Source organism: Comamonas sp. GB3 AK4-5, from assembly GCF_041320665.1.
In the GTDB taxonomy this organism is placed as follows: Bacteria; Pseudomonadota; Gammaproteobacteria; order Burkholderiales; family Burkholderiaceae_C; genus Comamonas.
Map to the genome: position 1 here is coordinate 1,415,615 of NZ_CP166730.1, position 12,913 is coordinate 1,428,527.

The 12,913-nt window shown below is 60.1% G+C and carries 7 protein-coding genes; 2 read left to right on the top strand and 5 right to left on the bottom strand.

Features of this window, described 5'->3' with window-relative positions:
- Positions 1-90: 90 nt before the first annotated feature.
- The 3 genes from ACA027_RS06340 to ACA027_RS06350 are packed head-to-tail and all read right to left on the bottom strand — an operon-like array spanning position 91 to position 5,738.
- Complete coding sequence (locus ACA027_RS06340) at positions 91-723, bottom strand: hypothetical protein (protein WP_370681552.1); 633 nt, start codon at positions 721-723, stop codon at positions 91-93.
- Positions 724-725: 2 nt separating this feature from the next.
- On the bottom strand, positions 726-3,032 hold the full coding sequence (locus tag ACA027_RS06345; protein ID WP_370681553.1) for a hypothetical protein: 2,307 nt from the start codon (positions 3,030-3,032) through the stop codon (positions 726-728).
- Between the two features lie 3 nt (positions 3,033-3,035).
- Positions 3,036-5,738 (bottom strand): type VI secretion system Vgr family protein, encoded by a 2,703-nt coding sequence (locus ACA027_RS06350; protein ID WP_370681554.1) that lies wholly within the window; start codon positions 5,736-5,738, stop codon positions 3,036-3,038.
- A gap of 373 nt (positions 5,739-6,111) precedes the next feature.
- Between ACA027_RS06350 and ACA027_RS06355 the strand changes: the two genes are divergently transcribed.
- Both ACA027_RS06355 and ACA027_RS06360 read left to right on the top strand, forming a co-directional pair.
- Complete coding sequence (locus ACA027_RS06355) at positions 6,112-7,194, top strand: TRAP transporter substrate-binding protein (protein WP_370681555.1); 1,083 nt, start codon at positions 6,112-6,114, stop codon at positions 7,192-7,194.
- Between the two features lie 169 nt (positions 7,195-7,363).
- Positions 7,364-8,443 (top strand): TRAP transporter substrate-binding protein, encoded by a 1,080-nt coding sequence (locus ACA027_RS06360; protein WP_370681556.1) that lies wholly within the window; start codon positions 7,364-7,366, stop codon positions 8,441-8,443.
- A 70-nt stretch (positions 8,444-8,513) separates the two neighbouring features.
- On the opposite strand, the gene nhaA is transcribed toward ACA027_RS06360, so the two are convergent.
- The gene (gene nhaA, locus ACA027_RS06365; protein WP_370681557.1) at positions 8,514-9,932 is read right to left on the bottom strand and encodes a Na+/H+ antiporter NhaA; all 1,419 of its coding nucleotides are present in this window, start codon (positions 9,930-9,932) and stop codon (positions 8,514-8,516) included.
- A 1,183-nt stretch (positions 9,933-11,115) separates the two neighbouring features.
- Positions 11,116-12,906, bottom strand: coding sequence for a TRAP transporter large permease subunit (locus tag ACA027_RS06370; RefSeq protein ID WP_370681558.1), 1,791 nt, complete (start codon positions 12,904-12,906; stop codon positions 11,116-11,118).
- Between the last annotated feature and the right edge of the window lie 7 nt (positions 12,907-12,913).

Consider the following 12,913-nt stretch of genomic DNA (forward strand, 5'->3'; position numbering starts at 1 on the left):
TTCTCGTACCTTCTAAAAAGCCCTTATCCTGTTTGCAGGATGAGGGCTTTTTAGTGGGTATTTTTACTGAAAATTGATATCGCCTCTATATTAATCGAGAAATTCAATACTTTGAATAATTTCCAAAGCATAAGGGAGTAAATTGCTTCTGGGATCATTTAGCATCATTATGCGACCGTTGCCGCATAGAACCTGAGTTTTGTGTATAAGGCAAAAATCTAGCATTCGCCGCCTTCTTTCCTCATCGCCATTGATATCATCTTCTGTGATAGCAAATCCTTGACTATTTTTTGCTTTAATATTTTTTATCTCTGTGACTTTATCTAAAATATTGGCAAGCTCAGGATCATCACTGGTATCAAGGCGGTTTTTTATATTTTTAATCCAGATTTTTTTTTGTTCATCGAACTGTATCGCTCTGCCCTTTTGCCAATCATCAGAAAATTTCTCAAAGCAAATAAAACTAAACCCTAATTCATTGTACACAGACTTCATGTTTTTTATTATTGCATGTCGATAACCGCTTCCTCCAATACTTGCATTGTAAGGGTTGAGAATATTTATATGACAGTTTTTTGATTCGGAATTTTCTCTGAAGGATGGTATATTAACCTCGGAAAAATATGAAGTGGCGATGGGTATATATTGTCGTTGCTCTTCTGCATGTGAATTTGCGATGAAAAAAGCTACTAGAAAAAAATAGTCAGATATTTTTAATCTCATGATTATCGCCTGGGTAAATATCCTTCTGGAAATGAAATTGTCAGTACACCTGAAGCATCTGGGAATGATATTTCTCCTAGAACTGCAAGTGCCTGAGCCCAAGGAACACAGCGGGCAATGTAACCGTTGAAATTTCGATTGTAATTATTTACAGCACTAGGTAAGTTTACTGATGCTGATGCATTCCAAAAACTCTGACTACTGTAGTATGTTTTTATGCTATTATTTGTTTTAATGGTGTTTCTTGTGATAGTGCTTTTTTTGTCAGCATATGTCGCCATATTGTTTTTTATCCAATAAAAACCAGCACTGTCTGCCGGGGAGTGGATGTTTTCTATGCTGAAAGAGGCGCCATCACCAGCAACTTGATCTCGCCATAGCTTTATCTGCTCTGTAATTTTAGGCCAATCTTTATCAGCAACACTTTTTTTGCTGTTGCTGGCGTCAGCCATGGATTGATAAAGAGAATCATCAATTTCTCTTCCCCTGAAACGCCAGTAATTCATGTAATTGTAAGGGTGGGTAAGTTGTAAAAATCCACGGCCATCCCATGGGGCATACCATGCTGAACTTAAACCTTCATGAAGCTTACCCCACCATTGGGTCTCTTGAATGGAATTTCCAAAATATGCAGCCATGCGATATGGTTTGTTTACTCCATATTTTCTCATCATGATATTTTGAGATTTTCTATGTTTAATAAAAATACTGTCTGATTTACTAATATCAGTACCAACGCGCTCCCAAATAGCTTCATCTTTACCTTTTTCACGTAGAACTTGTTTTGGCAGGAGTTGCATGAACTCCTTTGCACTCAACCACCCACACTTCCTAAAATGAACAATAAACTCCACGGGATTTAAATGCCAGTGCTTCTGCGTGAGGCGGTTCTTATCCTCCACCGGTAATTTTTCCCAAAAACAGAGCTTTTGCGCAAAGTCGCTCATTTCCGTGAAATCACTTTCATCCTGTAGCGGGTAGGGAACATAAGGACTCCCCTGTTCGCGTACCCAGGCCCAGCGTGTGCGTACTTCGGCATCAGCCCATTCGGTGGGGAATTTGCAAATGGTCTTGCCTAGCTGCCGCTGGATATCCGTGTCGGCCAAGCTGCGCAGTCGGTTTGCGGCTTTTTGAGCGGGCGTGGTTTGTGCCATTTCGGGTGCTGGTGATGTGGAACCCGTCAAACTTGGTGCCGTTTGAGGCTGTGCAGGGGGCGAGAGCATGGCATCGATCATGGCCGAGTTGCATTGGCTGTTGCTGTCCTCGATATCGTCATCCACCAGCTTCCAGCCCATCCAGTGCGGGAAATCCGCATCGCTGAATTTCTTGGTGCCAGCAGCATTCAGGTCCACCCAAACGGCCCCTGCTTGGCCAGGGAGAGAGACCTTGCGCCAGTGGGCTGCATTGCTGGGCAAAGGGTCAGGCCCCAGGTTGCGGCCAAAACGCAGCAGCTCATACCAGCCGCTGGGGCTGCTATCTGGCAACGCGGTTGCACTGTTGCCTATTTGCAGATTAGTGCGCAGATTGTTGTGGCGTTGAGTGGCCTCCGTGTAAAGGTTGTACTCAGCGTCCTTTTCTGGAACGGGAACCCCTTGAACCTCTCCGGTGAGTTGGTAGGTGGTTAATGTTGCTTGCCCCATCGCATGTTGAATCCCTATGACGAGCTGCTCTGCGCCGCTATCGCCTGAAGGGGCTGGGTTGTTGGCTGCGCGAGGATCGCTTGCATAACAAGCGCTTTGGGCGGGTAGCAGCACATAGATCTGCCCATAGACCGCATCGCTGCGGCCATCGCGTGTCAAATCCAAGTCCCCTGTGCTGCGGCCCAGCAGCTTTTGGGCATCGGCGTCGCCCGCGACGATTTCCAGGTGGATACGGTTGGCTGTGCCATGGATAAAGCCCGCCAGTCCCAGCTTGTCCTTGCGGTAGATGGGCTGACCTACAGCGGGCAAGTCCTTGTCGAGTTTGCGCAGGTGTTGGTAGATGGAATAGAACACCACTTCCGTTGCGGTATCTCCCTGAGCACCTATTTCGGTCGTGTGGCGCAGCACGACGCAGCCCGTGGAATGGTCTTGGGCGTCGTAGCGCACCAGTTCTGCATCGCGTTTGAAAATGACCACCCCATCTGCAATGGCGCGAACGGGCTCCTCGGCCGATGTGGCTGTGAAATGCATTCCTCCATGCCATGCCATGGCTTGGCTGACGGGGAAAAAGCCATTGCCAGGCGCGGCGTTGGGCATGAGGGTGCGTACATCCTCTTCGCTGTAAACCGCTGTGTCTTTCAGGGGAAGGAACGGTGGGCTGATGATCATGGCTTAGAGAGAAAAGTTGAATTTCCGAGCCGGAGGTTTGATGCGTGGCGTTTCCAACTCCACCTCTCCTGCGGGCAAATCCGGCAGCGCCGCCGGGCTCCCCCCCGGCCCCACAAAGCTCTTGGTCACCCCCTTGATGTCCAGCAGCCCCGGCATGGTCAGCGTGATGTTCTCTCCGTCGAGCTCTATGCTGACCTCGCCCGCAGCCAGCCTGATCTTTCCCTGGGCCAGCACTTCCACGTCTTCGCCGCTGCTGGTGACGGTGATGTTGTCCTGGGCCGTCCATTCCAGCGGGCCCTGGTGGGCTTGCAGGGAGACGGGGCCGGCCTGGGCGATGGCCTTGAGCCCGCCTTGCTGGCTGTAGAGGCCGGCGCTGCCGCCTGCGGCCATGGCCAGGGTGCGCCCGGCTGCGGCATGCCAGTCTTGCTGGCTGGTCCAGTGCAGGGCCTGGCCGCCATAGATGGCGGTGCTGGCCGGTGTGGCGGCGTTGAGGCTGTTGGCGGCGTCAAACACCATGGCCGGCCTTGCGAAGGCGGGCACGGGCTGTGTGCCCTGGCGCTGGCCAGGGGCTGCGATGGTGGCACTTTGGCCGTTGAGCTGATCGGGCAGCTTGCCTTTGGCTTGCGGGTTCAGGTCATCAATAAAGGCTTGCAGGTCTGCGGTGGCTTGCAGCGGCAGGCCCTGGGCCTGGGTCACGGCATCGTGGATGCGCTGGGCCGTGTCGTGGGCGGCCTGGAACTGCCCCACGGCGGCGCTGGCCTCATGCACCGTGCCGGCGGCCTTGGCTTGGGCGGTGGAGCTAATCAGCAAGCCTTCGCCGGCGCGCACCACGGTCCAGGCATCGCTGCGCAGCTCGGCGCCCGTGCCGCGCCAGGCGCCGCGCTGGCTGCTGTCGGGGGCGTGGTTGATGAGGTGGCCCAGGTTGAGCTGGCTGGCGGCCTGGGATGAGGCCAGGCGGGTGCGCACCTGGCCGGGCGCATCGTCGGTCAACCATTGGTTGTAGCCGCTGCCGTCCAGGCTGGTGGCATGCCAGCCCGAGATCACGCCAGGGTGGTTGCCTGCACCGTCCTGGCCCGCGCTCCAGGGCGGCAGGTCCTGGGCGGAGTGCAGCTGCTGGCTGACGAGGGGGCGGTCGATATCGCCGTCGATAAAAGACAGCAGCACCTCGGTGCCCACCCGGGGCAGCACAAAAGCGCCCCAGTTGGGCCCGGCCATGGGCGTGGCCACGCGCAGCCAGACGCTGGGTGTGTGGCTTTTTCTGCGGGAGGCCGTGGCACTGCGTGGCGTGTCTGCAGCATCTGCAGCGTCTGTGGCGGTATTGCCTGCGGGGCCATGCTGCTGCCAGTAAAAGCGCACTTGGACGCGGTGGTCGCGCTGGGTGTGCACGGCGTGGCGGCCGCTGCCTTCGGCCGTGTTGTGCGCATCTTCGCTGTCATCCTCCTTGCCTACGACCAGAGCCAGCATGGCGTCGGGTGCGCAGGGCTTGGCCCTGGGTGTGGGGAGGATGGCAGCCTTGGCATCCAGGGCCTCGAAGCGGTTGCGGTAGCTGCCGGCTTCGATCTCCGGGCGCTGTAGCAACTGGGCCATTTGTGCGCCCAGGTTGTTGGCAGCCCGGTGCCAGAGCTGTGTGGGGCGCAGCTGTAAATCCGTGCCCGCTTCCTGTCCATAACGCTCATGGCCGCTCAAGGCAAAGTGCTGGCCGGGGGCCAGATCGCGCACGCTGGACTCGGCACGCCAGCGTTTGGCCTGGGCCTCCCAATGCTGCAGCCAATGCTCGGCCTGGGTCTGGGCTGCATCGCTGTCGGCATGGCCTTGGGTGCCCAGGGCCATGTGCTGCTCCAGCAGTGGCAGCTGGCCGAGATCGAGTGCGCTGCGGGTCTGGGCCGAGGGGGCGTGCAAGCGGCTGTGGTCCCAGGAGGAGACGGTGGCGATCTGGGGCACGGCCTGGCGCATGGCCTGGAGGCGGGTGATGCTGTCGCGGCCCTCGGTGGCATCGACTCTGTGAAAGCGTATGGGGCTCAGCGGGTAGGCGGGGAATTCGGTGCGCTCATCAAAAATGAGCAGCTTGTGCTGAGAGGGCGGGCTTTGTGAGCCGTTTGTGCCTGAATTGCTGTCATCCCCATCTTGCTGGTGTTCAAACCGATAGCTCAGGCCTTCATCAGCCAGCAGGCGCAGCACAAAGTCCAGATCGCTTTCGTGGTGCTGCACCCTTGTGGGATAGGCTTCCCAATCGCGCTGGGCCTGGATGGCAAAGTGGGCATTGGGGTAGTCGACAAAGATGTCGGCCAGGATATCGGGCAGGGTTTGCATGCCCCAGACATGGCTGTCACGGCGCAGCTGCAGGGCCGATACCCAGGGGCGTAGATACAGCTGGTGGCGGGCCAGGCCGCCGTCGCCGCCCAGGGCATCGCAACCCTGGAGCACGCCATGCCAGGCGCGAAAGCTGCCATCGGCCTGCAGCAGGCGCAGCGTCAGCTCCTGGCCGATCAAGCTGGCGGGGGCAAAGCTGGCATCCACACACAGTGTGGTGACGTCAAAGGCGAACAAGGTGTTCAAGCCCTCATGGCCGTCAAAACGCTCCACCACCAGCGCTGGTGTGTCCGCTCCCTCGGGCAGCTGTATTTGCAGCAGGCGTGCGTTCTGGCTGGGCAAGGCCACGCTCAGGCCGCTGAGCTTCCATAAGGTCTGGAGGGGACTGCTTGACATAGGCGAAATAAAAAATAGGAAAACAACCAAGGCCGGGGCCGTGAAACCGCAAGCGGGAGTGGGGCGCGTTGCATGATGTCCGGGCCTGCGGTAAGCAGGTCATACAAGGCGGTAAGACTTTGAAAGAGCAGCGCCGGAAATGCCACGGCATTCGTCGGAGAGTGCTGCTCCCGCCTCGCGTTGCGGGTTCCGGCAGCGCCAGGCTGGGCGACGGCTGACAGTTGTCTGAAGCCCGGCTGGGCATATGCACCAAATTGGGGGTTTACCCCCGCGGGGCGTGCATTTGTCCCTTCCTACAATCGCGCACTGTTGCGCTGCCATCGTCCCCCGGCGCCTGCTGCAGCTGCTTCATGTGCACTTTTCAGGAGAAAAAATGGACCGTCGTTCCCTTATCAAAAAGGCTGGCCTGGCTGGCGTGTTGGCGGCTGGTGTCGCCCCTGCCGTACATGCCCAGGCCGCGGTGCGCTGGCGCATGGCTGCAAGCTTCCCCAAATCGCTGGACACCATCTTCGGCAGCGGCGAGAAGTTTGCGCAAACGGTCAAGGCGCTGTCCGGCGGCAAGTTTGAAGTCTCCCTGCACGCTGCCGGCGAGCTGATGCCCGCCTTTGGTGTGGTGGACGCGCTGGAGAACAGCACCATCGAAATGGCGCTGACGGCTCCCTACTATTTCACGGGCAAGAGCTCCATCTTTGCCTTCGGCTGCGCCGTGCCCTTTGGCCTGACCGCACGCCAGATGGATGCCTGGATGGAGCATGGCAACGGCCGCAAGTTGTTCGATGCCTTCTGCGCCAACTACAACATCAAGAGCTACAGCGCCGGCAACACTGGCACGCAAATGGGCGGCTGGTACCGCAAGGAAATCAAGTCGGTGGCCGACCTCAAGGGCCTGAAGATGCGCCTGGGCGGCGGCCTGTTCGGTGAAACCATGGCCAAGCTGGGCGTGGTCTCGCAGAACATGCCTGCCGGTGATGTCTACCAGGCTCTGGAAAAGGGCACGCTGGATGCCACCGAGTTCGTCGGCCCCTACGACGACCAGAAGCTGGGCTTCAACAAGGTGGCGCCTTACTACTACTACCCCGGCTGGTGGGAAGGTGGTGCCGAGCTGGGCTTCTTTGTGAACAACAAGGCCTACAACGCGCTGTCGACCGAGAACAAGGCCATTGTGGACGCGGCCACCCGCATCGCGGCCCGCGACATGACGTCCAAGTACGACGCAGTCAACCCCATCGCGCTGAAGAAGCTGGTGGCCGACAAGACCATTCTCAAGGCCTTCCCCAAGGACACCATGGACGCTGGCTACAAGGCCGCCATGGAAGTGTTTGCCGAGCACGAGGCCAAGTCGCCCGAGTTCAAGAAGATCCACCAGGACATGCGCGCCTTCCAGCGTGACCAGCTGCTGTGGGAGAAGTTCTCCGAGTTCCGCTACAACAGCTATATGGCCTCGATCAAGCTCTGATAGGTTCCCATGCTGCAACACATTCCGCGAGGACTAGGTTGCAGCTTGCACTGCAAGCCGACACCGAAGTTCGATTCACATCGAACGATGGGTCGGCTTTTTTGTGCCTGAAATCCGCCACAGAAGCGGATTCGCTTCCCGCAACCTGAGTCAACACAAGGAGAAGTAAATGGACCGTCGTTCCGTACTCAAGCATGCCGGCGTTGCCGGTGTGCTGGCTGCCGCTGCAGCGCCAGCCGTGCATGCCCAGCCCATGGTGCGCTGGCGCATTGCCTCGAGTTTCCCCAAGTCGCTGGACACCATCTACGGCTCGGCCGAGGTGTTTGCCCAGGCCGTCAAGGCCATGTCGGGGGGCAAGTTTGAGGTCTCGGTGCACCAGGCCGGCGAGCTGATGCCCGCCTTCAACGTGGTGGATGGCGTGCAAAACGGCACGGTGGAAATGGCCCACACCGCGCCGTATTACTTCTTTGGCAAGAACGAGGTGTTTGCCATTGGCGGCGCCATTCCCTTTGGCATGAACTCGCGCCAGCTGACCTCGTGGATGGTGGATGGCAACGGCGCCAAGCTGATGACTGAGTTCTATGCCAAGTACAACATCGTGCCGATGCTCGGCGGCAACACCGGCGCGCAAATGGGAGGCTGGTTCCGCAAGGAGATCAAGAGTCCGGAAGACATCAAGGGCCTGAAGTTCCGCGTCGGCGGCTTTGCCGGCAAGGTGCTGGAAAAGCTGGGCGCCGTGCCGCAAAACATCCCGGCCGGCGAGATCTACCAGTCGCTGGAAAAAGGCACCATCGACGCGGCCGAGTGGATTGGTCCTTATGACGACCTCAAGCTCGGTCTGAACAAGGTGGCGCCTTTTTACTACTACCCCGGTTGGTGGGAAGGATCGCTCAACCTGTCCTTCTACATCAACGACAAGGCCTTCAACACCCTCAGCAACGAGCAAAAAGCCATTGTCAAATCCGCAGCCCACGAGGCCCATGTGACCACCCAGGCCCGCTATGACGCCCGCAACCCTGGTGCACTCAAGCAACTGGTGGCCGCCAAGGCCAAGGTGTTGCCCTTCCCGCAGACCGTGATGGATGCCTCGTTCAAGGCCACCATGGAGCTGTACGGTACGCTGGACTCCAGCAACCCCGACTGGAAGAAGATTTACGCCGACTACCGCAACTTCCAGCGCGACCAGGTGCTGTGGTTCCGCTTTGCAGAGTCGCGTTTTGACAACTTCATGTCGGCGCAAAAGCTGTGAGGGTGTGAATCCATAGGAGCACAAAAAACCGGGCAGCTGCCCGGTTTTTTCATGTGGGCAGTACGGTGTCTTACTGCGCCAGGCGGTGGCGTACCAGCAGGCCGTAGGCCAGACCCAGCACGGCCGAGGTGGCCGAGGCCGCCAAAATACCCAGCTTGGCCGCGCCCAGCAGGGCTGCATCGTCAAAGGCCAGGCCGGCCACAAAAATGGCCATGGTGAAGCCAATGCCGGCCAGCAGGCCCACCAGCAGCACGCCGCGCAGGTTCACCCCTGGGGGCAGGGCGCACAGGCCGCTGCGCACGGCCAGCAGCGTGGCCAGCACCACGCCCACGGGCTTGCCCAGCACCAGGGCCAGCAGCACGCCCCAGGCCACGGCCTGCGGGGCGCTGGCGGACAGGTCCACACCATCAAGCTGCACACCGGCATTGGCCAGGGCAAACAGCGGCATCACGCCAAAAGCCACCCAGGGGTGCAGCAGCTGCGGCAGGCGAAACACCGGAGGCAGCAGATCGCGCTGGGCGCGCTCCACGGTACGCAGCTCCTGGTGCAGGGCTGCAGCGTCAAAGCGGCCTTGCTCGGCATGGCCCTGCACACGGCCCAGCGCCTGGTGGGCGGCCTCCAAGGGATGGGCGCGGGCCGATCGCAGGGCCACGGGCGTCATCAGCCCCAGCACCACGCCGGCCAGCGTGGGGTGGGCGCCGGTATAGAGCAGGCCCAGCCACAGCACGGCACCGGGCAGCACATAGGCCCAGGCACTGGCCAGGCCCATGCGCTTGAACAGCAGCACCAAGGCCAGGCCCGCCAGGGCCACGACCAGGCCTTGCCAGGCCAGGCCGCCGGAGTAGAAAAAGGCAATGATGAGCACGGCCACGATGTCATCGATGATGGCCAGGGCCAGCAAAAAGATGCGTAGCGGCCCCGGAATATGCCGCCCCAGCAGGGCCAGCACGCCCACGGCAAAGGCAATGTCGGTGGCCGTGGGAATGGCCCAGCCATTGCGCGCGGCGGGCTCGCCCCAGCTCAGCCCCAGGTAGAGCAGGGCGGGCACCACCACGCCGCCCAATGCGGCCAGCACCGGCAAGGCCGCCAGGCGCAGCTGGGACAGGGCGCCCTGGTGCAGCTCGCGCCGGATTTCCATGCCTACCACCAGGAAGAAGATGGTCATCAGCACATCGTTGACGATGAAGTGCAGATCGGTTTGCCAGCTCCAGGGCCCCAGGGTCAGGGCCACGGGTTGGTGCCAGGTGGCGAAATAGCTGGCTGCCCAGGGCGAGTTGGCCCACAACAGGGCACAGGCAGCAGCCAGCAACAGAACGGTGCCGCTCATGGCCTCGATATGCAGCCAATGGGCGATATGGGCCTGGGCGCGTTCGGTGGCGCGCTGCAGCGGCGGAATATGCGGGCTGGGTGCGGGAAAGTCGGGGTGGAGCGCGGTGGCGGTCTGGGCGGCGTGCGCGGACGCCTGGCCCTGCGGGTCGTGAGGGTGCATGGACGGAGTTGTGGCCTGTGATGCACAGGCGGCCCGACCTGTGCTGCAACAACCTGCCATCACCCCCGTATGGGGTGGGCACCCAGCAGGCAGTGTAACGGGCTGCCAGGCCCCGCGTGGGAAAACCGTCTGCCCCGCGGGGCATGGCTTGACGTCGCAATCACTGGCCTGACTGCTCATCAAACCAGAGCGGCTACAGCGTTTGTGTATTGGGTTTCCAAATTCAAGTACCTGATTAGGTACTTATCTCAGGCACTGCAGTGAAGTGATATTCCGAAGCCGGGAATTCGCCCCGGCGGGCGACCTACCTTCTTGCTCGCACAAGAAGGTAGGCGAAGTTCACGCTTGCGTGGGGCGGAACTTATATGGCGTAGCCATGTAAGTGGAGACCAATGCGCCCCTCTATCCCCGACCCCAGCGCTGTCGCGCCGGGGCAACCTGCGTCACCCAGCACACAGGGCCTGCCGCAGAACTCTCTGCGCGCTTTCAGCGCTCCGCTCGAACAGCCGCGGCAAGTCAGTTGACGAAGCATGGCTGTCCTACGGCAGCCATGCGGCCCTGTGTGCTGTGCGCCGCAGGCGTGTATAGAAGGGGAATAACCGCAGCGCCAGCAGCGTGACGAAGCATCAGGTGTTTATGGCTTGGAGATAAAGTTCGTCAACGGCACAGCCTATGCAGGGCAGGTATTCGGTTCCCGCCTTCCCCCTTTTGCCCATGGCTCGGCGCGCAGAGCGCGGGGCGGGCAGCTGTGCCGCAGGACACAGCTGCTTCGTGGTCAAGCTTGCCGCAGCATGTTTGAGCAGAGCGGCTACGCCGCGCCGCGAGTTCTGCGGCACCGCCCAGGGATCGAGCACCGAGCTTGCCCGAAGCGAAGCGCAGGGACATGGGCAGCAGGGGCGGTTTCTTTTGCTTCTGTTTTCTTGAGCGTTCAAGAAAATGAAGTCGCCTGCCGGGGCGAGACCCGGCCTCGGAATGTCATGTCTGCGCAGCAGCGCAATTCGCAGTGAAACTGCATCTGAGGCATGCCGCTAATCAGGTCCAGGCGCTCAAAAGTGCAGCGTGCAAACGCTATGGACGCTCACTTTTTTGTAGCTTTCCTGTGCGCGTGGAATGGCCTGGGCATGAAAAAACCCCTGGGCCGGGGCCGCAGGGGTTGGATGGGGCGCAGGGGGCGCTGGGGTGCTTACTTGGCGGGGGACTCGCTTTGCAGCGCGTCCTGCATGGCCTTGAGCGGGTCGTCCTCGGCGGCGGGGGCGGTCTCGGGGGCTGGTTCAGGGGCAGCCTCCGGCGAGGCTTCCATGTAGGGATTCTCGAAGTCTATGGGCGCTGCCATATCGGTCTCCATTTGCTCGCGCACCTTGTCCAGGTCATAGTCCACCTTCTCGTCCAGGCCGCTGGAGACAATGCCCGGGAAGGCAATGATCAGGCCCACCATCAGCAGCTGTATGCACAGGAAGGGGATGGCGCCCATGTAGATCTGCGTCGTGGTCACCGGGGCGATGCGCTGCTTGGTGAGCTTGTCGGTGTACTCCTTGTCCGGGGCCACCGAGCGCAGGAAGAACAGTGCAAAGCCGAAGGGCGGGTGCATGAACGAGGTCTGCATATTCACCGCCAGCAGCACGCCGAACCACACCAGGTCGATGCCCAGCTTGTCGGCCACCGGGGCCAGCAGCGGCACCACGATGAAGGACAGCTCGAAGAAGTCCAGGAAGAAGGCCAGCACGAACACCATGATGTTCACGACGATCAAAAAGCCTAGCTGGCCACCAGGCAGGCCGGCCAGCAGATGCTCCACCCACAGCGGGCCATCCACGCCCTGGAAGGTCAGGCCGAACATGGTGGCGCCGATCAGGATGAACAGCACAAAGCAGGACAGCTTGGTCGTGCCCACCAGGGCTTGGCGCAGCAGTTGGTAGTTCAGGCGCTTGCGCAGCAAGGCCAGGATGATGGCGCCCAAGGCACCCATGGCGCCGCCCTCGGTGGGCGTGGCAATGCCCAGGAAGATGGTGCCCAGCACCAGGAAGATCAGCAGCAGCGGCGGGATCAGCACAAAGGTGACTTTTTCAGCCACCTGAGAGAGCAGGCCCATGCGGGTGATGCGGTTGATGGAGGCGGCCACAAAGGCCAGGGCCACGCCAAAGCACATGGCGAAGACGATGGTTTCATCGGTGGCCACTTTCTCCACCACTTCACCGGACAGCCAGGTGTGGATGGCTTCCATGTTGTGGGCGGCGAACAGGGACACGCCCACGCACAGCACGGTGAGCACCAGCAGCGAAGGCAGGCCGGAGGAGCCGTCTTTTTCCTTCAGGCTGCGCGCTTCGGGCGGCAGGGCCGGCACCAGGGCGGGCTTGAAGATGGCCAGTGCAAAAATCAAGAGCATGTACAGGCCCACCAGCATGAAGCCGGGGACAAAAGCGCCCTTGTACAGATCACCCACGCTGCGGCCCAGCTGGTCGGCCAGCACGATCAGCACCAGTGATGGGGGAATGATTTGCGCCAGCGTGCCCGAGGCCGCAATCACGCCCGAGGCGATGCGCCGGTCATAGCCGTAGCGCAGCATGATGGGCAGCGAGATCAGGCCCATGGAGATCACCGAAGCCGCCACCACACCGGTGGTGGCGGCCAGCATGGCACCCACCAAGATCACCGCGATGGCCACGCCGCCGCGAATGGGGCCGAACAGCTGGCCCACGGTGTCGAGCAAGTCCTCGGCCATGCCGCTGCGCTCCAATATCAGCCCCATCAGGGTGAAAAAGGGAATCGCCAGCAGCGTTTCGTTTTGCATGATGCCGTAGATGCGCAGCGGCAGCGCCTGCATCAGGGCTTCGGGCAGCACGCCCATTTCGATGCCGACCACGGCAAAGAACAGGCCACAGGCGCCCAGGCTGAAGGCCACGGGGAAGCCCAGTAGCAAAAAGCAGATCAGGCCCGCGAACATGATCGGGGCCATATTGTTGGCTAGGAATTCCATCGCTGTG